Genomic DNA, 24,002 nt, shown 5'->3' on the forward strand with positions numbered 1-24,002 from the left:
GAGGTGGCAGGAATTCGGTGACAAGGTTACTCGGTCGAGGTGCCCAACACATATTCCTCCACACCAGTTTTGGGAATTAGTTGGATGCCCTGTAATATGATGCCGGTTGTGTGAAATTGCACGACTGCGTAATGCCGCCACCGACTAAGGTCGACCGGCAGTCACACGCAGAAAAATCTCCAAGGGTTGAACCGGCTTGAATGAAAATTCGAGCGCCTGTACTGCCCAGTGACTGAAATAGATAAAGGAGCCAATCATGGCTGCAAAGATCAAACTTCAGCGTATCGGTAAGATCCGTAACGCACAGTACCGCATCATCGTTGCTGATGCCCGCACCCGCCGTTCCGGCCGTGCAATCGAGAACATCGGCATCTACCAGCCAAAGGAAGAGCCATCTGTCATCCAGATCGACTCTGAGCGTGCACGGTACTGGATCGGCGTTGGCGCACAGCCAACCGAGCCAGTACTCGCACTGCTGAAGATCACCGGTGACTGGCAGAAGGCTAAGGGTCTGCCAGGTGCAGAGGGCACCCTGAAGGTTGCAGAAGAGAAGCCATCCAAGCTGGAACTCTTCAACGCTGCATTGGCTGAGGCTAACAACGGCCCATCCGTTGAGGCTGTTACCGCTAAGCGCGCTAAGGCTAAGGAAGAAAAGGACGCTAAGGCTGCTGCTGAACTGGCTGCCGCAGAAGCTGCTAAGGCAGCTGAGTCTTCTGAGGAAGAGTCCGCAGAGTAATTCCAACTCAACTTTGAGTTAGATGCGTAAAGCAAGCGCCGTTTCCCAATTGGGAGACGGCGCTTTTGCTCTATTATGCTTGACCTCATGGAATTATTGATCGGTCGAGTCATCAAGTCGCACGGCATCAAAGGTGAAGTGTCCGTGGACGTGACTACGGACAGCCCAGAGCAGCGTTACTACCCGGGGGCAGTATTAAACGGTAAGCAGGGTGGGAAGCAAGTGGAGTTCACCATCAAGACAGTCCGTGCACACAAGGGACGTTTGTTATTGACTTTCGATGAGGTCAAAGACCGCACCGCAGCTGATTCGCTGCGCGGAGTGCAGTTCTTCGCTGAACCAATCGAAGAAGAAGATGATGAAGGCTTCTACGACCACGAGTTGGAGGGACTCAAAGTCGTCCTTGAAGGCGCGTCCATCGGTGAAGTCACTGGCATCACCCACGGCACGCAACAGTCACTGCTGGAAATCAAACTAGATAATGGCAAGGAAGCCCTCATCCCATTCGTGGAAGAGATCGTTCCAGAAATAGACCTTGAGGAAGGCACCTGCACAATTACACCACCGGAAGGGCTGCTTGAGCTGTGAGGATTGACGTAGCCACTATCTTCCCGGAATATCTCGATCCACTCCGCCACGCGCTTTTGGGCAAGGCGATTGAGCAAGGCCGTCTCAACGTCGGTGTGCATGACCTGCGCTCATGGGCGACAGGTGCGCACAAGACTGTCGATGACTCGCCGGCCGGCGGTGGGCCAGGCATGGTGATGAAGCCTGAGGTATGGGGGCCAGCACTCGACGACATTGCCGCGGGCAACACCGAAGGCAGCGAACTAGCTTCAGCATTGCCGCATCTTAACCGCCCACGCCATGATGAGCTCGAAGGTATTGGCGGGCACTCCTATGAGCCAACTGGGGAGGATTCATCTTTGCCGTTGCTGCTCGTCCCAACGCCCACGGGCAAACCCTTCACCCAAGATGATGCACGACAGTGGTCGCATGAGGAGCACATTGTGTTTGCCTGTGGCCGCTACGAAGGAATCGATCAGCGCGTAATTGATGATGCCCACAAGCGCTACCGCGTGCGGGAAGTCTCCATCGGCGATTATGTTCTCATCGGCGGGGAAGTAGCAGTACTGGTTATCGCGGAAGCAGTTGTCCGTTTGATTCCCGGCGTGTTGGGCAACAAGCGCTCCCATGAAGAGGACTCATTTTCTGATGGCCTGCTGGAAGGCCCTAGCTACACCAAGCCACGCGTGTGGCGTGAGCTGGAAATCCCAGAGGTTCTCACGTCCGGCAATCATGGTCTGGTCGACCGCTGGCGTAGAGAGCAATCCCTCAAGCGCACTTTTGAGCGCCGGCCGGAATTGCTAGCCGGGGCGCATCTGGACAAGGCCGACATTAAATACTTGGAGGGACTTGGATGGACATCAGCGTAGATCTCTCAGTACTCTTCTATCCATCGCAGTGGAAGGAAGTTCTAGAAGAACTTCCTCGTTTGTCAGAGCAGGCAGGCGTTGTCGTGGACAATATTGCGGTGGAAGTACTTTACAGTGCTTGCGAAACTGACAACGTACTGGTCAATGAGTACTGGATGCGCCACGGCACAGCACCCGCTGGCGCGCAGGTCTACCGCATTATTGTCAACGGCTCCTCAACACTGCCGCTGAATAAGTGCGCGGCAGCAGTCGCGGAAGCCTTCCCGGCGGAAACCACATGGTATGGCACCGCCGAGATTGGCCACACCGAGTTTGGGCTCGGCACGACCTTGGCGTGGACTAAGTCCCCTTGACGTTAAGCACCTGCCGCAGCTCGTGCTTGACCTCAACCAACTTCGCGGCATCTTCCATGACCTGGTCAATGTCCTTGTAGGCATCTGGAATTTCATCAATCCATTCCTTGCCCGGGCGGTAGACAATACCGGTCATGCGGGAATCCAAGTCCTCCGCGGTAAAGCGCTTGCGCGCTTCGGTGCGTGAGTACCTACGGCCGGCACCGTGCGGTGCTGAACGCAGAGCAGGGGCAAAGCCTTTGCCTTCCACGACATAAGAACGCGTACCCATCGATCCTGGAATCAGTGCCTTCACGCCGGCATCGGCAAGCACTGCTCCCTTACGCGTGAGCCACACGTTCTTGCTGAAGTGCTCCTCCTTGACCGTGTAATTGTGGTGGCAGTTAATGCGTTCTGCCTCAACCACCTCTGTGCCGATGAACTCACCCAAGCAGTGGGCGAACCTATCCATCATCTCCTCACGGTTGAGGTAGGCAAAGTGCTGCGCCCAGTGCAATTCCTTGATGTAGGAATCGAACTCCTCTGTACCTTCCGTCAAGTAGGCAAGATCCCGATCTGGCAAGCGCACCCAGTGTTTATCGCACTGTGCCTGTGCTGCGGCGATGTGCTTCTGTGCAATCTTGTTGCCTACACCGCGTGAACCAGAGTGCAAGAACATCCAGACACGGTCTTGTTCATCCAGGCAAAGTTCGATGAAGTGATTGCCGCCGCCCAGCGATCCCAGCTGCTGACGCCACTTCGGCGAGTGCGACAGGTCAATGTCATCCTGATCCGCCATCTGGGCAAGCTCCCGGGCGCGGGCATCCGCGGTACCTTCGAGATGCCACTCGTTATAGTTACCAGGGGACAGCGGGATGGCCTGCTCAATCGCATCACGCAGTGGAACCAAGTCTGCAGGCAGGTCAGTGGCGCTAAACTGCGTGCGCACACCAATCATGCCGCAACCAATGTCCACGCCAACAGCAGCCGGCACAACCGCGCCGATGGTGCCGAACACGGTGCCAACGGAAGAGCCCATGCCAACGTGGGCGTCAGGCATCAGCGCCACGTGCGGGTGGATAAAGGGCATTCCGGCGAGTTGCTCAGCCTGTGTCATCACAGCTGGCTCGAGGACGGAAGCGAAAGCTTCAACGTGCACTTTTTCATTGAATTTGCGAGGTGCGGCCTTCTTCGGGCCGCGAGAACGAGACATGTGTCTTTCTCCTTGGGTAGAGGGGTGGGTATGAAAACAAAAATCCGGCGTCAGCTGGTGCTGCGCCGGAAAACCTGTTTGAGAAAGTCTAAAACTTTAGGATTTAGACTTTCTGCGCGCATGCGAAAAGGAGAGCTTTTGTAGCTGATGCAGATACATGCTTTCTCCCTGTGTTTGAGTTACTTTACTTGTCGCATTGAACGCGCGAGTTCTAACGCTAGCCATAAGCGGACGTTTTGGCAATAGCTAAAGGGAAATCGCGTGGCTGCTAGACTGATCCGAATGATTGCAGCGACTATCGCACAAGAAATTGGGGTTCGTCCCGACCAAGTTGAAACCGCACTGAAGCTTCTCGCGGAAGGCAATACGGTTCCGTTTATTGCCCGCTACCGCAAGGAAGTCACCGGCGGTTTGGATGATACGCAGTTGCGCACCATTGAAACCCGCGCAACCTACCTTCAGGAATTAGAGGACCGTAAACAAGCCATCCTCGAAGCGATTGAAGCGCAGGGAAAGCTTGACGATGACCTGCGGCGCGACATCTTAGAGTGCGACACCAAGGCACGCCTGGAAGATTTGTACTTGCCGTACAAGAAACGCCGCAAAACCAAGGCAGATATCGCGCGGGAAGCTGGCCTTGAGCCGCTGTTGGAAGAGCTCATTGCTAACCCGGCGGCTGACCCGAGTGAGCTAGCCAAGGGCTATCTCACAGAGGGCTTCGAGGATGAGAAGAAGGCGTTGGACGGTGCCCGCGCCATCATCGTGGACCGCTGCGCGCTTGACGCTGACCTGGTGGGCAAGGTTCGCGAGGAAATGTTCAGTACGGGCACGATGCAGGCAAGCGTTGTTGCAGGTAAAGAAACTGAAGGCGCAAAATTCAAGGATTACTTTGAATTCTCTGAGCCTTTCGAGTCTTTGCCTTCGCACCGCATTCTTGCGCTGTTGCGCGGTGAGTCCGAAGGTATCTTGCAGCTCAACCTGGATGCTGGCGATGATGACATTTATGAAAACATGATTGCCACCCGCTTTGAGCTAGACCGTAGTTCCAAGTGGATCTCCCAGGCGGTGCGCTGGGGCTGGCGCACCAAGCTGTACATCTCCGCCGGTTTGGATGTGCGCATGCGCCTGAAGGAAATCGCTGAAGAAGGTGCCTTGAAAGTCTTCGCCACCAACCTGCGCGACGTGCTGTTGGCCGCACCGGCTGGTCAGCGTGCCACCTTAGGCTTGGATCCCGGTTACCGCAATGGCGTGAAGTGCGCCGTGGTGGACCCAACGGGCAAAGTCTTGGACACTGCGATTGTCTACCCACATCAGCCCCAAAACCAGTGGTCGCAGGCAGTACAAACTTTGTCCACACTGTGCGCTACCCATGGCGTTGACCTGCTGGCCGTGGGCAACGGCACTGCCTCGCGTGAATCCGAAAAGCTCGCTGCGGAAGTAGCGGAGCTCATCGCCCAAGCTGGCGGCAAGCGTCCAACCCCAGTTGTAGTTTCGGAATCCGGCGCATCGGTCTACTCAGCATCGCAGCTTGCTGCCGATGAATTCCCAACCATGGACGTTTCCCTTCGTGGCGCGGTATCCATCGCCCGTCGTTTGCAGGATCCGCTAGCGGAGCTGGTCAAGATTGATCCGAAGGCTATTGGTGTTGGGCAATACCAACATGACGTCAACCAAGTCTCGCTCGCGCGCACCCTTGATGGCGTGGTCGAAGATGCCGTCAACGGTGTTGGCGTGGACTTGAACACCGCATCCGTTCCACTGCTCGAACGCGTCGCTGGTGTCAGCACCACTATCGCAGACAATATCGTGTTCTACCGCAATGAAAACGGAAGTTTCACCACCCGCAAGGAGCTCAAGAAGGTGCCACGTTTGGGGCCTAAAGCCTATGAGCAGTCCGCCGGCTTCCTGCGCATCACCGGTGGCAAGGACCCACTGGATGCGTCAGCTGTTCACCCCGAGGCCTACCCGGTCGTGGAAAAGATCGCTCAAGCAACACGACTGTCCATCGCAGAACTTGTGGGTAACTCACGGGTTCTTGGTGGACTTAACCCAAAGGATTTTGCCGATGATACCTTCGGCATCCCGACTGTCAGCGATATCATCGCTGAGCTGGACAAGCCTGGCCGTGACCCACGTCCGGAATTTAAGACAGCCACATTCAAAGAAGGCGTGGAAAAGATCTCTGATCTGACCCCGGGCATGGTGTTGGAAGGTACCGTTACCAACGTGGCGGCCTTCGGTGCTTTCGTGGACGTGGGAGTCCACCAGGACGGACTGGTGCACATCTCCGCGATGAGCAACAGCTACGTCTCTGATCCACACGAGGTTGTGCGCTCCGGCGAGGTAGTCAAGGTCAAAGTTCTCGAAGTAGACGTTGCCCGCAAGCGAATCTCTTTGACTCTTCGCCTTGACGATGATGCGAATGCAGACAAGAGCTCCGCACCTAAGAAGAGCTCGGCGCCTAGGAAGAAACAACCCCAGTCAAAGAACCCCCGCGGCAAGCAGCAGTCTGCCCCGCGCGGATCAATGGCAGATGCCTTGAAAAACGCTGGATTCTAGCTAGATTTACCTTCGGGGGAGTCGAAGCGATTTCTAAAAAGGTACCTTCGTACACCCCCGTTTGAAAACCGTTGTCGCCGGTGAGCGGGATCCCCTAAGGGAGATCCCTAAACCCGGGGTCACGGCGCATGAATTATTTTCCTACTATCAGTAATTGAAAATTATTTTTATTGTGGGAGAAAACTAAATGCGCAAACGCGTTATAGCCGCCGTGGCCGCTGTTGTCCTCTTAGGGGGAGGAGGTGCAGTCTATGCACTCACTTCTGGGGGAAGTGATCAGATTGCCCCCACTGACTACATGGCGCTCTCGCGCGCGCAAGCACCGCGCGTGTCTGTATCGGGGCAAATCGAACCAATCCGCGAAATCACCTTGACGTCTACATTGGCGGCACCAATCCAATCTGTTGATGTTGAAATTGGTGACCCGGTTGAAACGAATGACCTGCTGGGACGCTACAACGTCTCTGATTTGCAGCGCGAGCTCAGCCAACAAGAAGCAACCCAGGCACAGTCCGCAACTGAAGCGCTATCTGCCGTGGAAGCTGCACAGCGTGAACTTAACCAGTACCAGGACATGTTGAATTCTGGGCTGGATCCAGAAATCTCGGGCGCAGAGTCTTCACTGCGCCAGGCACAAAGTGCCTATGACAAAGCGAATGAGACCTATCAGGCGCAGCTCAACCGCAAGGCGCCAGAAGTAGTCGCAGAAGATTCCGCAATCGAAGCCAACCGTGACTCACTGCTCGGGGCCGCTGTCAACGCTGCCAAGCTGGGAGTCAGCGTTGTCTTTGACACAGCATCCCGTGCGAGTGAATCTGCACTTCTGGAGGAAGACCGCGCGCAGTTGGCCACGGTCGAGGATGAGGAAGCTCGCAGTGCCATCGAGGCGCAGATTGAGTCGCGTGAGAAAGCCATCGAAGCTTATGACCGCGGCAATGTTGAGAACGCACTTACTGGCGTAGACGCGGCGGCCTCTGTCCTCGCCGCTAATCGTGAACTCAATACCTCCCAGGAAGAATATGATCGCGTTCTTCAAGACGTAGACCTTGACTTAGCTAACCAGCAGCGTGACGTCGCTGATGCCTTCGTAGCAGTCAAAGATGCCTCCACCAGCCTGGAAGCAGCGCGTCGCAACTCCGAATACCAGATCACCAACTACAACGCGCAGGTATCTGATGCCATGCGCTCGGCGCAGGTTGGCCAGAACTCCGCTGAGACCGCAGCCGACCAACTTCGCGTGGATATCGCGCAGGCTGAAGTGCGCTCGCCGTTCAAAGGCTTGGTCACCGCAGTCCCTGACCAGAACTCTGCCGAAGGTGGCACGGCATTTACCGTTGCTGATGACTCCACGCTGGTGGTCAAGGCCAACGTCCGGGAATCTGACATCTCGCGTGTCAAGCATGGCCAGAAAGTCGAATTCACCACGCCAGCAACAGGGGAGCAGACCTTTACCGGCAAGGTGAAGAAGATAACCACCGTGCCCTCCACAGATCCGGCAGCAGCAGGAGATTCATCCGGTGGAGAATCCTCATCAGTGACCTACCCGGTAGAAATTGAAACCACCGGTGATACCAAGGGGCTGCTCATTGGTGCGTCCGCCAAGGTGCGCATTTCCCTGACAGAATCCACGCCAGGGCTATCCATTAGCCCGTCTTCGATTCTGGAAGAAGAAGGCAAGCAGCACCTGCTGGTCATTGAAGACTCCGGCGAGATTGCTAAACGCGAGGTCACAGTCGAAGAGGACGAGTTCGGTGCGACGGTGTCAGGCGACGGCATTGAAGAGGGCACCAAAGTCCTGACCGTCCCGGAAATGTATCTCCACCGCGTTGGTGAAACCGTTGAAGTTCCGGGTATGTAAATGAGCCGAGTAATTGAAATGACCGGCATTTACAAGACTTTCAATGTAGATACGCCGAATGAACTCACCGTGCTTCACGGTGCAGATTTCCATGTTGATGAGGGCGAATTCGTCGCGGTAGTTGGTCAATCCGGTTCTGGTAAATCCACGCTGATGAACATTATTGGGCTGTTGGATAAACCAACGGAGGGCACGTACACCCTGGCAGGGGATGATGTTGCCGAATACAACGATGACAAGCTGGCGGTTTTACGTAATCGTCGCATTGGGTTTATCTTCCAGAACTTCAACTTGGTGGCGCGCATCTCGGCTCGCAAGAACGTGGAGATGGCCATGATGTATGCGGGTATCTCACGTAAAGAGCGCACCCGCCGCGCTGATGAGCTGCTGGACATGGTGGGCATGGCAGACCGCGCTGACCATCAGCCTTCAGAGCTTTCAGGTGGGCAGAAACAACGCGTTGCTATCGCCCGGGCTTTGGCCAATGATCCGGACATTTTACTTGCCGATGAACCCACGGGCGCTCTCGATTCACAGACCGGTCGCCTGGTTATGGATCTCTTCCACGAGCTGCATGAGCAGGGTAGAACCATCGTATTTATTACCCACAACCCGGAATTGGCGGAGGAAACCTCCCGCATTGTCACCATGGTGGACGGGAATATCGCATGAATTTCTCTGAAGCTTTAGCCATGGCGGTCTCAGGGCTGCGCACCAACAAAATGCGTGCGGCGTTGACCTTGCTGGGCGTCATCATCGGTATCGCATCCGTTATCGCCATTTTGACCCTGGGCGCAGCATTGCGCACCCAAACCCTTGATGGACTTTCATCCTTTGGCGCCACCGATGTTTCCGTCAACGTGCAGCCGCGTCCTGATGAGGATGAAATCGAAGAAGCAGGCGGGCAAGACTATTACTATTACTCCGGCAGCTTAGAGGATCCGAATGCGGGAATCACGGAAGAAATGATCGATGGGCTGCGCACGCAGTTCGGTAGCCGCCTAGCAGGTATCACCATTGGTGATTACAACTCTTATCAGGCCGAAGCATCCGCCGCGGACGAAACTACATCTGCCGATGTCGGCTTGGTTAACGCTGATTACTTTGAAATGCGAGGCGTCAAAATCGTTGCTGGGCGAGGGCTTACTGCCGATGATATCGAGCGCCAGTCCCAAGTAGCAGTGATTCCAATGCAGATGGTTGAGCTGCTTTTCGATGGCAACCCATACGGAGCCATCGGCAAGATGGTGGAACTAACCTATGGCGATACGTTTATGGAATTCCAGGTCGTGGGAGTCGAAGAAGCAGCGAGCGCCGGCGTTTTGGTGGGTACAGGTCCTGCACAGATGTACATCCCGTACCAGTTTGAGGAAATCTTCAACCCAGACTTCGCGACGCTGTCATCGATCGCAGTGCGGGGAAGCGGTGAGGACAATCTCCAGCCGGAGTTGCAGCAATACTTAGATAACTACTACGCCTATAACGTGGACTATGAGGCGAAAGCAACAGATGCTTCAAATGAGCTGGAGTCCTTCAACCAAGTCATGAACGCGATTTCCGGCGCAATTGCCGCGATTGCTGGAATCTCACTGTTCGTCGGCGGTATTGGTGTCATGAACATCATGCTCATCACCGTGACCGAGCGAACGCGAGAGATTGGTGTGCGTAAGGCACTAGGTGCCAAGCGCAAAGACATCCGCCTGCAATTCCTCGTCGAGGCAATGGTTGTCTGTGTCATCGGCGGCATTCTCGGCATTGTCTTTGGCACCATCTTTGGCCTGCTCGGATCGGCACTGCTGGGAACCATGGTGCTCCCGCCGCTCTACGGCGTTATCGGTTCCTTGGTCTTCTGTCTTATCATCGGGCTATTCTTTGGTTGGTACCCGGCTGATAGGGCAGCGAAGCTCACTCCGATTGAGGCGCTGCGCTACGAATAAGGATTTGGAATATTCTCGCAGCATGTGCCAAAATTATTGACTGTTCTATGTAGACGGATATGAACCGGTTAGTTTCACGCCAGGGTCCTCTATCCTAAATTGAAAAGGATTGCTATGAGCAACATTCTCGACAAGGTCGATGCAGCATCTCTGCGCGACGATATTCCTTCCTTCCGCCCAGGTGACACCCTGGACGTTGAAGTAAAGGTTATCGAAGGTAACAACCAGCGTACCCAGCTCTTCAAGGGTGTCTGCATCCGTCGTCAGGGTTCCGGTGTTCGCGAGACCTTCACCGTCCGTAAGGTTTCCTTCGGCATCGGTGTAGAGCGTACCTTCCCAGTACACTCTCCAAACCTGGAGTCCATCACCGTATCCCGCCGCGGCCGCGTCCGTCGTGCGAAGCTGTACTACCTGCGCGAGCTGCGTGGTAAGAAGGCTCGCATCAAGGAGCGTCGCTAATTTACGGCGAATTCCCTGCATCCTCATCTCGAGGGCGCAGGGAATTTTTTTATGCCAACAACTGCCTGGAAGCCAGCTCCTGATACAGCTCAGAAGTCTCAAGCAGCTCTTCGTGCGTGCCGCGAGCTTGGACCTTAGAGTCATCGATGACCAGAATCTGGTCTGCATCTGTCACCGTGGACAAGCGGTGAGCAACAATAATGACGGTCTTATCCGCACCAGCTGCCGCAATGGCATCCAAAATGAGCTGCTCATTATGAGAGTCCACCGCAGAGGTTGGCTCATCGAGCACCAAAATCGGGGAATCCATCAGCAACATGCGCGCAAGGGCCAAACGTTGACGCTGACCGCCAGACAGCGAAACACCGCGGTCACCCAGAATCGTATCGAGCCCCTCGGAGTCTTCGAAACGATCACGCAAGTTCACCTGGTCCAAGGTCGCCCAGCATTCTTCGTCAGTGACTTGGAAGTTTGCCAGCTTCAGATTCTCTCGCACCGTACCCGCCAAGATGGCTGCTTCTTGCTCCACGTATCCGACCTGGGCGCGCACTGATTCGCGGGAAAGCTCAGACATATCCTGGTCTCCCAGATAGATCGTGCCAGCGGTCGGATCATAGAAGCGTTCCATGAGTGCGAGCGTCGTGGACTTGCCACCACCAGATGGCCCAACCAGCGCAGTCTTGGTACCGGGCTGGACATCGAAAGACACGTCTTCTAGCACCGGAGTCTTGCCATCATAGGAAAAGGAAACGGAATCAAAGCTGATTGCGGAGGAGTGTTCTGCTTCCTTGCCGGTGGAATCTTCGAGTGGCTCGTCTAGCACATTGTTGATGCGGTCAATCGCACCCATTGCTTGACGCACGGTCGTTATCGCGCTGAAAATCATGCCCAAAGGCATCGATGCCATAAACATGTAGAGCACGAAAGACACCAAGTCCGCCACGGAAATAGTTCCGGACGCCACGCGAGCACCACCGATACCGAGCACAATCAAGAATGATCCCTGCAATGCCAATCCAGAAACCGGATTGAGCAGAGCACCGACCGTCGCCATTTTGACGCCCTCGTGATAAGCCCTGTCGGCAGAGCTATGCAGTTCTTTTTCCACGCGTTCTTCGGCGCGGGAAGCACGCACAGTACGCACCGCAACAAGAGACTTGTCCATGCCGGCACCGAGTTCACCCACAGCTTCCTGAGCACGCTTGGTGTATTTCTGCATAAGCCGGGAAGTAAACACCACGGCAACCAAAGTCAGTGCAATAACGGACAAAACGACGAGCAGCATGGTGACGTCAATGAGCGCCATCAGAGCAATTGAGCCCACGATGGTCAATGCCGAAGACACGGCCTGGACCAGGCCGCCAGTAAAAGCGGTACGCACCAAGGTGGTGTCAGAGCCGACGCGGGTGACCAAATCGCCGGTGCGGTGTTTGTCATAGGACGTGATGGGAAGCCTGAGCAAGTGCGACACCAGATCACGGCGGGTAGCGAAGACGGCTGCCTCAGCGGTTCGAGTGAGCAAGTACCATTCCAGGCCACTAGCAACAGAGGACAAGACCAATAGACCAACGAGCAAGGTAATGAGCATGCCCATGGGCTGGCCAATTTTGTCGATGATCTGGTTGATCAGCATGGGCTGCGCAAGTCCCATGAGTGAGCCGAGGACGGAGAAGACAATGGCACCGGTCAAAGATGCCTTGTGGTGACCTAGCATGGAGAGCAGGGTCTTAAATGAATGAGAAGATTCTGGGGATTCTGACACAATCCCTTAGTCTATGCATTGGTCCAAACAAAGGCTGCTACGATCGACCGGGTGAAAGACAATAACGCTGAGAGCGGCAGGAAGCAGTTGCCATGGATAGTTGAAACCCTCCTTATCGTGGGCGTAGTTTTGGCTATCGTGGGCGTCCTTCAGGCGTTTGTTGGTCGCCAATACGTCATCCCTTCATCATCGATGGAGCCTACTCTGTACGGCTGTGAGGGCTGCACCAATGACCGAATTCTGACGGAGAAGATTAGCTATTACGGCTCCGATCCGGAACCAGGTGACGTCATTGTGTTTGAGGGCACGGAATCATGGAACACCGGCTGGGATTCGCCACGTTCGGATAATGAATTCCTCGCTGGTGTTCAAGAAGCATTGAGCTATGTCTCGCTTGCCCCACCTAATGAAAACAACTTGGTCAAGCGAGTTGTTGCCACTGGCGGACAGACCGTGCAGTGTCAGGAAGGCGACCCAGCGGTGATGGTTGATGGCTCTCCAATTGACCAGTCTTATGTGCAAAACCCGCCGACCTATCCAGTTGACCCAGCCACCGGTTCTGAAGCCTGTGGCGGTGAGTACTTCGGCCCAATCACCGTCCCAGATGACAATCTGTTCGTCATGGGCGATAACCGCACTAACTCGGCTGACTCCCGCGCGCATTCATACGATGAGTACCAAGGCACTATTCCTATGGACAATGTCCGCGGCAAGGTAGCGCTCGTTTTCTACCCGTTTAGCCGCATCGGTGGAGTCGATGACCCAGAAATCCAAGGATAAAGACCAGCAAAGTCCCTGGGCATTGGTGTGGGAAGCATTCCTCATCATTGTCCTGGCTTTCGCGCTGCTCATTGGAACCCAGGCGTTTGTTGGCCGGCCTTATGTGATTCCTTCGGCATCGATGGAGCCCACGCTTCACGGTTGTGAGGGGTGCACCAATGACCGCATCTTCGTGGAAAAGCTCAGCTACTACTTTTCCGATCCTGATCCCGGCGATGTCGTGGTCTTTGAAGGACCCGATGCCTGGAACGTCGGCTTTAGCGTTGACCGCTCCAATAACGTCATGGTGCGCGGTGTACAAAACCTCGTGGCCGCAGCCGGTCTGCGCCCGAACACCAAGAACATTCTGGTCAAGCGCGTTATCGCCACCGGAGGTGACACCGTGCAGTGCTTGGAAGATGATCCCGGTGTGATGGTCAATGGCACCAAGACCAATGATTCCTTCATCAAGTCTCCACCGGATATGGAAGTCAACCCCCAAGCCGGTTCGGCTGCCTGCGGTGGGGAATACTTCGGGCCACTGACTGTGCCCGAAGACAATATCTTTGTCATGGGCGATAACCGCACAAATTCACTGGATTCGCGCTACCACATGGGCGATATGCTCCAAGGCACAATTCCAACGTCCAACGTGAAAGGACGCGTGCGTGCAGTATTCTTCCCAGAATTCCGAGCAGTGCCGTCTGAGACCATCTAAATGCGCAAGCTCGTTCAAAAACGCACCTATGAAGTAGCGCTGTCCAAGGCAGGTTTAGGCCCTGTTGCCGGCGTGGATGAAGCAGGGCGTGGCGCATGCGCGGGACCGATTACTATTGCCGCGTGCGTGCTGCCAGACAAGATCATTCCGGGGCTTGACACACTGACCGATAGTAAGAAGTTGTCCGCGAAGCAACGGGAGAGTCTTTTCCCCATCATCCAAAAACACGCGCTGTCTTATGCAATTTTGCACATCGGCCCAGGGGACATCGACAGCCATGGCATCCAACACGCCAATGTTTCCGGGATGCGCCGCGCGGTGGCACGCCTAGATGTCCGGCCGCGCTACATTCTCACCGATGCCTTGAAAGTTCCAGGATTCACCGCGCCCTATCTGCCGGTTGTCGGAGGCGATTTTGCTATTCGATGCATCGCTGCTGCCTCCGTCTTAGCCAAAGTCTCCCGGGACCACATTATGGAAGAGCTTGAGGATTTATATCCCGGCTATGGGCTGGGCAAACACAAGGGATATGGCACAGCCATCCACACCGAAGCAATCAAAACTCTAGGGGCAACTCCTATTCATCGGATGAGTTATTCCAACGTGGCGCAAGCGCATTTAACGTTTGAAATGACTAAAGTAAACCGGAGCACCGTCGAAGGAGAAATATAGTGAGCGCTGAAGAGCTGGAAAACTACGAGGCAGAAGTTGAACTGTCCCTCTACCGAGAATACCGCGATGTGGTTAGCCAGTTTTCCTATGTCGTGGAAACCGAACGCCGCTTCTACCTGGCTAATGCGGTAAAACTCATTCCGCACACCAACGGCCCGGATGTGTACTACGAAGTACGCATGTCGGATGCGTGGGTATGGGACATGTACCGTTCCGCGCGCTTTGTCCGCTACGTTCGCGTGATCACATACAAGGACGTCAACATCGAAGAATTGGACAAGCCGGAGTACATTCTTCCTGAATAAAGCCTCTATTTCGCAATCACCTGTGGATAACTAAGCCCGTAGATTTAGTTATCCACAGTTTTGCGTTTTGAAGACGTATCAACCATTGAGTTTCTTATCTGTGCTCCATGAAACTGGTTAATGACCAGTAGAAATGGCGAACAGAAAGAATGCAATGATTAATAGGACAACCAGAAAATCTGCTTTGGGCAAACGCGGTGAGAAATTTGCGGCTGACTTTTATCGCTCCCGCGGCGCTGATGTTATTGCCGCGAATGTCAATTATGCGGTGGGGGAGATTGACCTCATCGTCCGCGAGAACAACGTCTTCGTTTTCGTTGAGGTCAAGACCCGCACTTCAGCGAACTATGGAGTTGCTGAGGCGGTGACACCGCGCAAACTCATCCGCATGCGCAAAGCCGCCGTGCAGTGGCTGGATGGCAAACCATTGTCAGAAGTGCGCTTTGACGTCGTAGCGCTCTTGGTCAAAGGCAACTCTTTTGACCTTGAGCACTTCGAGGCGGTGAGCTAAATGGCGCTGGAGTCTTGTAAGACCATAGCTTTGGAAGGCGTCATCGCGCACATAGTCGACATTGAGGCAAATATCGGCGCCGGTCTGCCCGGTATTCACGTGGTGGGGCGAACGGATACGGCCATTAGTGAATCCCGCCAGCGCATCAAGACAGCCATCATCAACTCCAAGCTCGCATGGCCGAAGACCAAGATTGTGGTCTCTTTATCCCCGGCATCACTCCCCAAGTCCGGCTCGCACTTCGACCTGCCGCTTGCCGTGGCGATCCTGCTTGCTGGCATGAAAGCGCAAGATGAGCAATTGGCTGCCGATGGCTACGCCACCTGGGGCAACGAATCCTTCGCAGAGAAAACCGCCACCACACTTTTCCTCGGTGAGCTTGGTCTGGATGGCAGCATCCGTCCCGTCCCCGGAATCCTGTCCGCGATGGTGGCCGCGCAAAAACACGGCTATCACACCCTGGTCATTCCGCCCGGAAACGCAGGCGAAGCCCAACTGGTTGAAGACACCAGGGTGCTTGTAGCACACAACCTCCGGGAGGTCTTTGAATGGCTGCGCGGTAACCGAAACCTCACAACTCCCGAGCAGATTCCGTCTGCACCGCGAAACCAAGTATTGGACTTCGCGGATATTGCCGGCCAGCATGAAGCGAAGTTTGCTGCTGAAGTAGCCGCCGCCGGGGGACATCACCTCATGATGATAGGCCCGCCAGGCTCAGGTAAATCCATGCTCGCCGCACGAATCCCCTCGATTCTGCCAGAGCTAACCACTTCCCAGTCCATCGAATCAACTGCGATTCACTCCATTGCTGGCTCGGTGGGCAACGTGATTACTCACGCACCGTTTATCTCCCCGCATGCATCCATGTCACGGCCGGCACTTCTCGGCGGCGGTAGCGGCAACCCACGGCCCGGCGCGGTCAGTCTTGCACACAACGGTGTCCTCTTCTTGGATGAAGCCAGTGAAATCTCTCCAGCAGTCCTTGATGGTCTGCGCGCACCGCTTGAAGATGGCGAAGTCCGCCTTGCGCGAGCCCGGCGCGAGATCACCTATCCGGCGCGCTTCCAATTAGTTATGGCGGCAAACCCGTGCCGCTGTGCAGCTGAAGACCCATCGAAGTGCGTATGCCGCTCTACAGTCCGGCAGGACTACTTGCGCAATATCTCGGGACCCTTGCGTGACCGCCTCGACATCGTGCTCGAGCTATCCAGCCAAGCAGCCATCATCCACACGGAAGACGAAGAATCCTCACAGTCCATTGCTGATCGCGTCGCTGCAGCTCGTGACCGCGCTGCTTGTCGATGGAAATCCCATGGTCTCTCCGTCATTCACAACGCGGCAATGTCGTCTACCTACCTGCGTCGACACTGCGCGGCGGATGAATCCGCGATGGCACTCGTCGGTGCTTATCTCGCCGAGGGCCAGCTGTCACAACGTGGAGTAGACCGCTGCCTAAAACTGGCGTGGACGCTCAGCGACCTGGATGGGGAAGACATCCCGGGCCTTGACCACATCGCTCGTGCGCTCAACCTTCGTGGGGAGGGATTCTAAGTGTTCTACAATGACACCCCCGAACAAGCGTGGGTCTATATCAACCGCGTTGTGGAACCACCATCACGAACCTTGGGCAAGCTCCTTGCTGAGCATCCAGTGGAGAAAGTCGCCCATGGCATTTATCACCAAGAATCCTGGATTGGAAACCTTCTTAGTGAGTCCGCTGCCCGCCGGGACTGGCTGCGGCAAAAAGAAGACCTAGAGACCATCGAACGCGTCGGCGCGCGTTTAATCACTCCAGACAATGCAGAGTGGCCCGACTTCAATAGCGCGTTTCGTTTCTACGGCAACCTCGAGGCACCCACCAACTTTGATAGGGAAGCCATCCCACCTTCGTGCCTGTGGGTACGGGGAAGACCACTGAAGGAAACTGTTGCCCAGTCAGTCGCCGTTGTCGGCACACGCGCGATTACCCCATACGGCACCCAAGCAACCCGCAAAGTCGTCGCAGACCTTGCTAAACACCAATGGACAATCGTTTCCGGCGGCGCACTGGGCGTCGATACCGTTGCGCATTCCGCAGCACTAGAGATGCAGACCCCAACCGTAGCCGTTGCCGCCTGCGGTATTGACTATGACTATCCAGCACGTAACGCGCCTTTGTTCCACCGCATCGCGCAAACCGGAAGCATCGTCAGCGAATTCGCGCCGGGCACCACCCCGCAACGCCACCGCTTCCTATCACGCAACCGTCTCGTCGCTGCCATGACTGCTGGCACCGTCGTGGTGGAAGCCGCCTACCGCTCCGGCGCCTTGAACACCCTTAACTGGGCAGAAGCCTTGGGCAAAGTCACCATGGCTGTGCCCGGACCGATAACCACCACTGGCTCTTTAGGCTGTCACCAACGCATTCAAGAAGGGCGCGCGCAACTTGTTGCCAGCGGCGAAGAGATCCGTGAACTCATCGGCCGCATAGGGGACGCGGATGCCGGCGCACAATACGAACTCGAATTTGCTGCAAGCCCCGTGCAGTCACTGTCGCGTAATGAGCTCAAAGTCTATGACGCAGTGCCCCTGCACGAGGGCCACACTGCCGAAGACATCGCACGCGATGCCGGGATGCGCATCCCTTTGGTAGTTCACCTGCTTGTTGTGCTGGAGAAGATCACACTCATTCGAAGGGAAGGCAAAACATGGATTAAACTCCATTCACATGAGTAACACCCAAATGGTTGAAGCCATCGAGGACTTCGCCGAGCACCAACGCCTGGTACTCGGCAGGTCTGAGGCGACCATCAAGGGATATAAATCTGATCTGCTTGACCTAGCGAACAAGACTGAGAGCTTTAAAACCTTCACCCTTGCCCGTCTGCGCAGCTGGTTGGCTGCGGCAGTATCGGAAGGCAAAGCGCGCTCCACCCTCGCGCGCCGCACCGCGGCAGCAAAGGCCTTTTCCAAATGGGCCGTCAAGCAGGGATACCTCGACACCGACGAAGCAGCCAAGCTGTCCACGCCCAAAGTGCCCAAACACTTGCCTAAGGTGCTCAACGAAAAAGAAGCAAGCACCGCGATGGAAAACGCGAAATCCCCCGACGAGCTTCACTTCCTACGTGACTCCGCCATGCTCGAGCTGCTCTACGCCACAGGCATGCGCGTCTCCGAGCTCACAGGCATTGATCTAGGCGACATCGACTCCACACGCAACACCATCCGCGTGCTTGGTAAAGGCAATAAAGAAAGAATCGTCCCTTTTGGCGATGCCGCCAACACCGCGCTGTCCAAGTGGCTCGCGCGCCGGGCTGAGATGGCAAAAGACACCAATGCACTATTCGTCGGCACGCGCGGCGGGCGCATCGACCAGCGCCAAGTGCGTCGCGTTGTTGAAGCTGCAAGCCAAGTCTCACCGCACGCGCTGCGGCACTCCGCAGCAACCCACATGCTCGAAGGTGGGGCAGACCTCCGCGTTGTCCAAGAATTACTCGGGCACTCCTCGCTGCAAACCACACAGGTGTACACACACGTGACTTCAGAACGGCTAAAGAAAGTCTTTAACCAGGCCCATCCACGGGCTTAAGACGGATAGTAGGTGTCAGCAGCGATAGGGGATTGATGTATTGGTCTTCGCCAGTGCGCGCACCCCAGTGCAGCCCGGGGTAGCCGTCAAAAGGATGCCCTAGCTTGCCGATGACCTCCCCTTCCCTCACCACATCACCCTGACTAACCCAGGCGTGTACTGGCTGATAGGTGGTGCGAATCTCACCGTGCTGAATTGAAACCGTCGGGGTGCCCGCAACCACGCCGGTGAAAGCGACAGTGCCATCGCCTGCAGCAAGAACGGAGTCACCAATGTCTAACCGGAGATCCACGCCGCGGTGCCCAGCAAGCCAGTTCTGTGCGGGTGGGTCATAGGCGCGTAGCACTGAAGTCGCATAGGAATCGCCCGTGGTGGGATCCACCCACGCGAGCAGAAAAGGAACAATTAAAAGCCATCGATTTTTCATAGCTTTGAGTCTGGCGTTACTCCTCGATAAACTGCCAGGAGAGCATCGGAAAGCATTGCGAAACTGTGGATAACTTGACGTGGTTGTTTATGTCTCAACAAAAAATTGTGGACAACCAGCCGGCCGGTTTGATAACTGGGGTAGTTCTGTCTAAACTCGACCCTGCAGTGTGTCACATGCACGCTGACTTCGCGCGGCGAAGACAACTCATCGACGAGGTCCCTTCACGGGTGTTGATTGAGATAGCTTCGCAGCCAGGGTGCGGCAAAACCGCACAATAACTAGTACAAAACCGAAACTGAAAGCGAGCGAAACATGGCAGTTGTAACCATGCGCGAGCTCCTCGACGCTGGTGTGCACTTTGGCCACCAGACCCGTCGCTGGAACCCAAAAATGCGTCGTCACATCTTCACCGATCGTAACGGCATCTACATCATTGACTTGCAGCAGACCCTGACCTACATTGATGAAGCATTCGAGTTCGTCAAGGAAACCGTTGCTCACGGTGGCACCGTCTTGTTCGTCGGCACCAAGAAGCAGGCTCAGGAAGCAGTTGCTGAAGAAGCAGCTCGCGTTGACATGCCTTACGTCAACCACCGTTGGTTGGGCGGCATGCTCACCAACTTCCAGACTGTTTCCAAGCGTCTGAAGCGTATGAAGGAACTTCAGGCAATGGATCAGGCTGAGGACGGCTACAAGGGCCGCACCAAGAAGGAAGTTCTCATGCTGACCCGTGAGCGCACCAAGCTGGAGCGCGTTCTCGGTGGTATCGCTGAGATGTCCAAGGCTCCATCTGCACTGTGGATTGTTGACACCAACAAGGAGCACATTGCAGTAGCTGAGGCTCACAAGCTGAACATCCCAGTCGTTGCTATCCTGGACACCAACTGTGATCCAGATGTCGTCGACTTCCCAATTCCAGGTAACGATGACGCAATCCGTGCAACCAAGTTGCTGACCGGCATCATTGCTACCGCTGTTGAAGAGGGCAAGAAGTCCCGCGAAGAGCGTCAGTTGGCAGCAGCTAAGGATGCTGCTGGCGACACCGCTGAGAAGGACGAGCGCGATGCAGCTGAGGCTGCGGCAGCGTCCGACCCAGCATCAGCTGAATAAGCTTATGTGACTTGCCCCCGTGCCGAGTACGGTGACGGGGGCTTGTTGTTGACATAGCCGACGGTTAAGTAAAAGATCGGCTACGCTATTTTCTGAACATTGTTTGATTAAACAAGGAGGATCGCCCACACTATGGCGAACTACACTGCTGCTGACGTAAAGGCACTGCGCGAGGCTACCGGCTCCGGCATGCTGGACTGCAAGAAGGCTCTGGAAGAAGCAGGCGGCGACTACGACAAGGCCGTCGAGATTCTGCGCATCAAGGGCGCAAAGTCTGTTTCCAAGCGTGCTGACCGCGAAGCAACCGAAGGCCTCATCGCCGTTTCCGGTAACACCATGGTTGAGATCAACTGTGAGACCGACTTCGTTGCTAAGAACGCTGACTTCCGCACTTTCGCTGACAAGATTGTTGAAGCAGCTGGCGCTGCTAAGGCAAACTCCGCAGAAGAGCTCAACGCAGTTCAGATTGATGGCAAGGACGTTGCCACTCTGATCGACGAAGAGTCCGCAAAGATCGGTGAGAAGCTGCAGGCACGCCGCGCAGTCACCGTTGAAGGCGACAATGTTGCGGTTTACCTGCACCAGCGTTCCGCTGACCTGCCACCAGCAGTTGGCGTTCTGGTTTCCTACGAAGGCGACGCAGAAGCAGCTCGTGCAGTTGCAATGCAGGTTGCTGCGATGAAGGCAGAGTACCTGACCCGTGAAGAGGTCCCAGCTGAGATCGTGGAGAAGGAGCGCGAAATCGCTGAGGCTACCACCCGCGAAGAGGGCAAGCCAGAAGCTGCACTGCCTAAGATCGTAGAAGGCCGTCTGAACGGTTTCTACAAGTCCATCGTTCTTCTGGACCAGGCTTCCCTGTCTGACTCCAAGAAGACCGTTAAGCAGGTTGCTGAGGAAGCTGGCACCACCATCACCGGCTTCCAGCGCTACGAGGTTGGCGCTTAAGAAATAATCACACCTGTGATCCCATGAACCCGGCCAGATGCCTGGCCGGGTTTTTGTGTGCCTAATGTAAGATAGAACAGACTCGAAATCACCATCAAGGAGACTATCCCGTGACTACTGAAAGCCGTCGTACAGCCTATAAGCGCGTGATGTTAAAGCTAGGCGGTGAAATGTTCGGCGGCGGCCAAGTCGGCATTGACCCGGATGTTGTAGAAAACGTGGCACGTCAGATTGCAGAAGTTGCCCGTGCCGGCACTGAAGTTGCGGTAGTCATCGGCGGCGGCAACTTCTTCCGCGGCGCTGAGCTTTCCCAGCGCGGCATGGACCGTGCTCGCTCTGACTACATGGGCATGCTGGGCACCGTCATGAACTGCTTGGCTTTGCAGGACTTCCTCGGCCAGCTCGACGTTGACTGCCGTGTGCAGACTTCCATCAACATGGCGCAGGTCGCTGAGCCATACTTGCCGCTGCGTGCAGAGCGCCACTTGGAGAAGGGCCGCGTTGTCATCTTCGGTGCAGGCATGGGCATGCCATATTTCTCCACCGACACCACCGCTGCACAACGTGCGCTGGAAATCGGTTGTGAGGTGTTGTTCTTGGCTAAGGGCGTAGACGGTGTCTACTCCGATGACCCACGTTCCAACCCGGATGCGGAGCTTTATGATGAAATCACCCCACGTGAGGTCATCGAACGCGGCCTGAAGGTTGCAGACGCTACCGCATTCAGCCTGTGCATGGACAACAACATGCCAATCCTCGTGTTCAACCTTTTGACCGAAGGCAACATTGCCCGCGCCGTCAATGGTGAGCGTATCGGTACCTTGGTGCAGTCTTAGTCTGCTACATTGAATTCGAATTAATAAGGAGATCACATCATGATTGATGACATTCAGCTTGAGTCTGAAGAGCGCATGACCAACTCGGTTGAGCACACCCGTGAAGAGCTAGTGACCATCCGTACTGGCCGTGCGAACCCATCTATGTTTAATGGCGTTGTCGCTGAGTACTACGGTGTTCCAACGCCAATTACCCAGATGTCTTCCATCAGCGTGCCTGAGCCACGCATGCTGCTTATCAAGCCTTATGAGCAGTCCATGATGGGCGAAATCGAAAACGCCATCCGCAACTCTGACTTGGGTGTTAACCCAACCAATGACGGTCAGGTTCTACGCGTCACCATTCCACAGCTGACCGAGGAGCGTCGCCGTGACCTAGTCAAGGTGGCTAAGTCTAAGGGCGAGGACGGCAAGATTGCTATCCGCAACGTTCGCCGCAAGGCTATGGAACAGCTGAAGAAGCTGCAGAAAGATGGCGACGCTGGCGAGGACGAGGTCGCAGCAGCTGAAAAGGAAATGGAAAAGACCACCCAAGGCTACATCGAGCAGATTGATAAGCTCGTTTCTAACAAAGAAGCGGAGCTCATGGAGGTCTAAGCCCTTCCACAACTAGTTATACTCAGTGCCGCCGGGTGTGGGCGGCACTTTTCATATGGGACGAAAGGCGACAATGAGAACTGTGCCAAAACCGAAAAATAGCGCCGGCCGTAATTTGCCGGTCGCTATCGGCGTTGGTGTTGGCTTGGGCGCACTGGTGGTTTTTGCGGTGTGGGCGGGTCAACTTGCGTGGTACATAGTTGTCGCCGTGGCGGTTGGGGTCGCCATGTGGGAAGTTCTCACTCGTCTGCGGGAGCATTCCTACCATTTGCCGCGCACGTTGATGATCATCGGCGGGCAAGCAATGCTGTGGAGCTCCTGGCCTTTTGAAACCAACGGTCTCATCGCCGTGTATGTCGTTGCAGTGTTGGCATTGATGTTTGGTCGGCTGTTTCATAATGGGCGGCATCGTCCGCCAATCAACTATTTGCGCGACATGTCAGTGGGCATATTCGTCCTGACGTGGATTCCGATGTTCGGCTCATTTGCTGCGATGTTGTCCACCACCTCACAAGGTGGGGCATCGATCATCGTGTTTATGTTGTGCGTTGTCGCATCTGACACCGGCGGTTATGTCGCTGGCGTGATGTTCGGTTCACATCCAATGGCGCCAGCGGTGAGCCCCAAGAAGTCTTGGGAAGGCTTCGTTGGCTCTATCATCTTCGGCATGGTCACCGGTGCGTTGAGCATTCACTTCCTGCTTGAGCGTGAAGCCTGGGTTGGCGCAGTCATGGGCCTTGGCCTAGTGGTGTGCGCATCCCTGGGAGACCTCGTGGAGTCTCAGTTCAAGCGGGAACTAGGCATCAAAGATATGTCCAATATTCTGCCGGGCCACGGCGGCCTGATGGACCGCCTGGATGGCATGTTGCCGGCGGCCATGGTCACGTGGGTGGCTATTTCTTTCCTAGGTGTTTAATCTGGCGGCGCAGCTCCAGCATGCGCCAGCCGCCAATCAGTGCCATAACTAGTGCACCGCCGATGGCAAACAGCAAGAACGCAATACCTGCTGGGAATTCACCAGACCATGCGAAAATATTGAGCTCCACAGACTGCTGATTCTGCAGGATGAAAACAATCAAGAGAATCAGCAAGATTGCGCCGATGATCAGAGCAATCCATGTTGATGCAGCCAATGAGCCCTTAACTTTCGGCTTCTCGGGGGAGGCTGCAACTGGCTGTTCGGTCGGGTGCACATCGGCATGCTCGACTTCGGTGGATGTGTATTCGAATTCTTCAGATGGGTTTGGTGTAGTCATAAC

General features: G+C 55.4%; 26 protein-coding genes. 22 read left to right on the forward strand and 4 right to left on the reverse strand.

Annotated elements, in window-relative coordinates; all coding sequences use genetic code 11:
- The first annotated feature begins 256 nt into the window (after positions 1–256).
- The 4 genes from rpsP to CCASEI_RS05905 all read left to right on the forward strand — a co-directional run bounded on the left by rpsP (position 257) and on the right by CCASEI_RS05905 (position 2,525).
- The gene (rpsP, locus tag CCASEI_RS05890) at positions 257–736 is read left to right on the forward strand and encodes a 30S ribosomal protein S16 (protein WP_006821689.1); all 480 of its coding nucleotides are present in this window, start codon (positions 257–259) and stop codon (positions 734–736) included.
- An 87-nt stretch (positions 737–823) separates the two neighbouring features.
- Complete coding sequence (rimM, locus tag CCASEI_RS05895; protein ID WP_006821690.1) at positions 824–1,324, forward strand: ribosome maturation factor RimM; 501 nt, start codon at positions 824–826, stop codon at positions 1,322–1,324.
- A complete protein-coding gene (gene trmD / locus CCASEI_RS05900) occupies positions 1,321–2,172 on the forward strand; it encodes a tRNA (guanosine(37)-N1)-methyltransferase TrmD (protein ID WP_006821691.1) in 852 nt (283 codons plus the stop codon). Before rimM ends, trmD begins: the two co-directional genes overlap by 4 nt.
- Positions 2,157–2,525: a hypothetical protein gene (locus CCASEI_RS05905; protein ID WP_006821692.1), complete on the forward strand. Its 369-nt coding sequence runs from the start codon at positions 2,157–2,159 to the stop codon at positions 2,523–2,525. The genes trmD and CCASEI_RS05905 overlap by 16 nt, the downstream gene beginning before the upstream one ends.
- Here CCASEI_RS05905 and CCASEI_RS05910 read toward each other — a convergent pair.
- The gene (locus tag CCASEI_RS05910) at positions 2,512–3,717 is read right to left on the reverse strand and encodes an RtcB family protein (RefSeq protein ID WP_006821693.1); all 1,206 of its coding nucleotides are present in this window, start codon (positions 3,715–3,717) and stop codon (positions 2,512–2,514) included. The genes CCASEI_RS05905 and CCASEI_RS05910 overlap by 14 nt on opposite strands.
- A gap of 282 nt (positions 3,718–3,999) precedes the next feature.
- Between CCASEI_RS05910 and CCASEI_RS05915 the strand changes: the two genes are divergently transcribed.
- From CCASEI_RS05915 to rplS, 5 genes are all read left to right on the forward strand, one after another.
- Positions 4,000–6,276, forward strand: a complete 2,277-nt coding sequence (locus tag CCASEI_RS05915; RefSeq protein WP_006821694.1) for a Tex family protein — start codon at positions 4,000–4,002, stop codon at positions 6,274–6,276.
- A 187-nt stretch (positions 6,277–6,463) separates the two neighbouring features.
- On the forward strand, positions 6,464–8,134 hold the full coding sequence (locus tag CCASEI_RS05920) for an HlyD family efflux transporter periplasmic adaptor subunit (protein ID WP_006821695.1): 1,671 nt from the start codon (positions 6,464–6,466) through the stop codon (positions 8,132–8,134).
- Complete coding sequence (locus CCASEI_RS05925; protein WP_006821696.1) at positions 8,135–8,806, forward strand: ABC transporter ATP-binding protein; 672 nt, start codon at positions 8,135–8,137, stop codon at positions 8,804–8,806.
- Positions 8,803–10,071, forward strand: coding sequence for an ABC transporter permease (locus CCASEI_RS05930; RefSeq protein WP_006821697.1), 1,269 nt, complete (start codon positions 8,803–8,805; stop codon positions 10,069–10,071). Before CCASEI_RS05925 ends, CCASEI_RS05930 begins: the two co-directional genes overlap by 4 nt.
- A 114-nt stretch (positions 10,072–10,185) precedes the next feature.
- A complete protein-coding gene (rplS, locus tag CCASEI_RS05935) occupies positions 10,186–10,530 on the forward strand; it encodes a 50S ribosomal protein L19 (RefSeq protein WP_006821698.1) in 345 nt (114 codons plus the stop codon).
- 49 nt (positions 10,531–10,579) lie between these two features.
- Here the strand turns inward: rplS and CCASEI_RS05940 are convergent, their stop codons facing one another.
- Positions 10,580–12,292, reverse strand: coding sequence for an ABC transporter ATP-binding protein (locus CCASEI_RS05940; protein ID WP_006821699.1), 1,713 nt, complete (start codon positions 12,290–12,292; stop codon positions 10,580–10,582).
- Between the two features lie 51 nt (positions 12,293–12,343).
- On the opposite strand from CCASEI_RS05940, the gene lepB (CCASEI_RS05945) reads away from it, so the two are divergent.
- The 8 genes from lepB (CCASEI_RS05945) (at position 12,344) to CCASEI_RS05980 (ending at position 18,825) form a co-directional block, all read left to right on the forward strand.
- A complete protein-coding gene (lepB, locus tag CCASEI_RS05945) occupies positions 12,344–13,072 on the forward strand; it encodes a signal peptidase I (protein ID WP_006821700.1) in 729 nt (242 codons plus the stop codon).
- Positions 13,050–13,769: a signal peptidase I gene (lepB, locus tag CCASEI_RS05950; RefSeq protein ID WP_006821701.1), complete on the forward strand. Its 720-nt coding sequence runs from the start codon at positions 13,050–13,052 to the stop codon at positions 13,767–13,769. Before lepB (CCASEI_RS05945) ends, lepB (CCASEI_RS05950) begins: the two co-directional genes overlap by 23 nt.
- Positions 13,770–14,441, forward strand: coding sequence for a ribonuclease HII (locus CCASEI_RS05955; protein WP_006821702.1), 672 nt, complete (start codon positions 13,770–13,772; stop codon positions 14,439–14,441).
- Complete coding sequence (locus tag CCASEI_RS05960) at positions 14,441–14,746, forward strand: DUF2469 domain-containing protein (RefSeq protein ID WP_003845360.1); 306 nt, start codon at positions 14,441–14,443, stop codon at positions 14,744–14,746. The genes CCASEI_RS05955 and CCASEI_RS05960 overlap by 1 nt, the downstream gene beginning before the upstream one ends.
- Before the next feature lie 154 nt (positions 14,747–14,900).
- Positions 14,901–15,257, forward strand: a complete 357-nt coding sequence (locus tag CCASEI_RS05965; RefSeq protein ID WP_006821703.1) for a YraN family protein — start codon at positions 14,901–14,903, stop codon at positions 15,255–15,257.
- Complete coding sequence (locus CCASEI_RS05970; protein ID WP_006821704.1) at positions 15,258–16,808, forward strand: YifB family Mg chelatase-like AAA ATPase; 1,551 nt, start codon at positions 15,258–15,260, stop codon at positions 16,806–16,808.
- Positions 16,809–17,972, forward strand: a complete 1,164-nt coding sequence (dprA, locus tag CCASEI_RS05975; RefSeq protein WP_025387443.1) for a DNA-processing protein DprA — start codon at positions 16,809–16,811, stop codon at positions 17,970–17,972.
- Positions 17,965–18,825, forward strand: a complete 861-nt coding sequence (locus CCASEI_RS05980; RefSeq protein WP_025387444.1) for a tyrosine recombinase XerC — start codon at positions 17,965–17,967, stop codon at positions 18,823–18,825. The genes dprA and CCASEI_RS05980 overlap by 8 nt, the downstream gene beginning before the upstream one ends.
- Here CCASEI_RS05980 and CCASEI_RS05985 read toward each other — a convergent pair.
- Positions 18,800–19,252, reverse strand: a complete 453-nt coding sequence (locus CCASEI_RS05985; RefSeq protein WP_006821707.1) for a M23 family metallopeptidase — start codon at positions 19,250–19,252, stop codon at positions 18,800–18,802. The two genes, CCASEI_RS05980 and CCASEI_RS05985, sit on opposite strands and share 26 nt — an antisense overlap.
- A 315-nt stretch (positions 19,253–19,567) precedes the next feature.
- On the opposite strand from CCASEI_RS05985, the gene rpsB reads away from it, so the two are divergent.
- The 5 genes from rpsB (at position 19,568) to CCASEI_RS06015 (ending at position 23,659) form a co-directional block, all read left to right on the forward strand.
- On the forward strand, positions 19,568–20,365 hold the full coding sequence (gene rpsB / locus CCASEI_RS05995; RefSeq protein ID WP_006821708.1) for a 30S ribosomal protein S2: 798 nt from the start codon (positions 19,568–19,570) through the stop codon (positions 20,363–20,365).
- A 132-nt stretch (positions 20,366–20,497) separates the two neighbouring features.
- A complete protein-coding gene (gene tsf, locus CCASEI_RS06000; protein WP_006821709.1) occupies positions 20,498–21,310 on the forward strand; it encodes a translation elongation factor Ts in 813 nt (270 codons plus the stop codon).
- Between the two features lie 149 nt (positions 21,311–21,459).
- Positions 21,460–22,146 carry a UMP kinase gene (gene pyrH, locus CCASEI_RS06005; protein ID WP_051461246.1) on the forward strand — a complete coding sequence of 229 codons (687 nt, stop codon included), beginning with the start codon at positions 21,460–21,462 and terminating at the stop codon, positions 22,144–22,146.
- A gap of 39 nt (positions 22,147–22,185) precedes the next feature.
- On the forward strand, positions 22,186–22,743 hold the full coding sequence (gene frr, locus CCASEI_RS06010) for a ribosome recycling factor (protein ID WP_006821711.1): 558 nt from the start codon (positions 22,186–22,188) through the stop codon (positions 22,741–22,743).
- A gap of 73 nt (positions 22,744–22,816) precedes the next feature.
- Positions 22,817–23,659 carry a phosphatidate cytidylyltransferase gene (locus CCASEI_RS06015; RefSeq protein WP_006821712.1) on the forward strand — a complete coding sequence of 281 codons (843 nt, stop codon included), beginning with the start codon at positions 22,817–22,819 and terminating at the stop codon, positions 23,657–23,659.
- Here CCASEI_RS06015 and CCASEI_RS06020 read toward each other — a convergent pair.
- Entirely contained in the window at positions 23,637–23,999 is a 363-nt protein-coding gene (locus CCASEI_RS06020; RefSeq protein WP_006821713.1) for a LapA family protein, read from the reverse strand. The two genes, CCASEI_RS06015 and CCASEI_RS06020, sit on opposite strands and share 23 nt — an antisense overlap.
- Positions 24,000–24,002 lie beyond the last annotated feature (3 nt).

This window comes from Corynebacterium casei LMG S-19264, from assembly GCF_000550785.1.
Classification (GTDB): domain Bacteria; phylum Actinomycetota; class Actinomycetes; order Mycobacteriales; family Mycobacteriaceae; genus Corynebacterium; species Corynebacterium casei.

Excerpts from the sequence above, each read along its gene's own strand:
- rpsP (WP_006821689.1), top strand. The coding sequence starts at position 257 with ATGGCTGCAAAGATCAAACTTCAGCGTATCGGTAAGATCCGTAACGCA.
- rimM (WP_006821690.1), top strand. The coding sequence starts at position 824 with ATGGAATTATTGATCGGTCGAGTCATCAAGTCGCACGGCATCAAAGGT.
- CCASEI_RS05905 (WP_006821692.1), top strand. The coding sequence starts at position 2,157 with ATGGACATCAGCGTAGATCTCTCAGTACTCTTCTATCCATCGCAGTGG.
- CCASEI_RS05910 (WP_006821693.1), bottom strand. The coding sequence starts at position 3,717 with ATGTCTCGTTCTCGCGGCCCGAAGAAGGCCGCACCTCGCAAATTCAAT.
- CCASEI_RS05915 (WP_006821694.1), top strand. The coding sequence starts at position 4,000 with ATGATTGCAGCGACTATCGCACAAGAAATTGGGGTTCGTCCCGACCAA.
- CCASEI_RS05920 (WP_006821695.1), top strand. The coding sequence starts at position 6,464 with ATGCGCAAACGCGTTATAGCCGCCGTGGCCGCTGTTGTCCTCTTAGGG.
- CCASEI_RS05925 (WP_006821696.1), top strand. The coding sequence starts at position 8,135 with ATGAGCCGAGTAATTGAAATGACCGGCATTTACAAGACTTTCAATGTA.
- CCASEI_RS05930 (WP_006821697.1), top strand. The coding sequence starts at position 8,803 with ATGAATTTCTCTGAAGCTTTAGCCATGGCGGTCTCAGGGCTGCGCACC.
- rplS (WP_006821698.1), top strand. The coding sequence starts at position 10,186 with ATGAGCAACATTCTCGACAAGGTCGATGCAGCATCTCTGCGCGACGAT.
- lepB (WP_006821701.1), top strand. The coding sequence starts at position 13,050 with ATGACCCAGAAATCCAAGGATAAAGACCAGCAAAGTCCCTGGGCATTG.
- CCASEI_RS05955 (WP_006821702.1), top strand. The coding sequence starts at position 13,770 with ATGCGCAAGCTCGTTCAAAAACGCACCTATGAAGTAGCGCTGTCCAAG.
- CCASEI_RS05965 (WP_006821703.1), top strand. The coding sequence starts at position 14,901 with ATGATTAATAGGACAACCAGAAAATCTGCTTTGGGCAAACGCGGTGAG.
- CCASEI_RS05970 (WP_006821704.1), top strand. The coding sequence starts at position 15,258 with ATGGCGCTGGAGTCTTGTAAGACCATAGCTTTGGAAGGCGTCATCGCG.
- CCASEI_RS05980 (WP_025387444.1), top strand. The coding sequence starts at position 17,965 with ATGAGTAACACCCAAATGGTTGAAGCCATCGAGGACTTCGCCGAGCAC.
- CCASEI_RS05985 (WP_006821707.1), bottom strand. The coding sequence starts at position 19,252 with ATGAAAAATCGATGGCTTTTAATTGTTCCTTTTCTGCTCGCGTGGGTG.
- rpsB (WP_006821708.1), top strand. The coding sequence starts at position 19,568 with ATGGCAGTTGTAACCATGCGCGAGCTCCTCGACGCTGGTGTGCACTTT.
- tsf (WP_006821709.1), top strand. The coding sequence starts at position 20,498 with ATGGCGAACTACACTGCTGCTGACGTAAAGGCACTGCGCGAGGCTACC.
- pyrH (WP_051461246.1), top strand. The coding sequence starts at position 21,460 with ATGTTAAAGCTAGGCGGTGAAATGTTCGGCGGCGGCCAAGTCGGCATT.
- frr (WP_006821711.1), top strand. The coding sequence starts at position 22,186 with ATGATTGATGACATTCAGCTTGAGTCTGAAGAGCGCATGACCAACTCG.
- CCASEI_RS06015 (WP_006821712.1), top strand. The coding sequence starts at position 22,817 with ATGAGAACTGTGCCAAAACCGAAAAATAGCGCCGGCCGTAATTTGCCG.
- CCASEI_RS06020 (WP_006821713.1), bottom strand. The coding sequence starts at position 23,999 with ATGACTACACCAAACCCATCTGAAGAATTCGAATACACATCCACCGAA.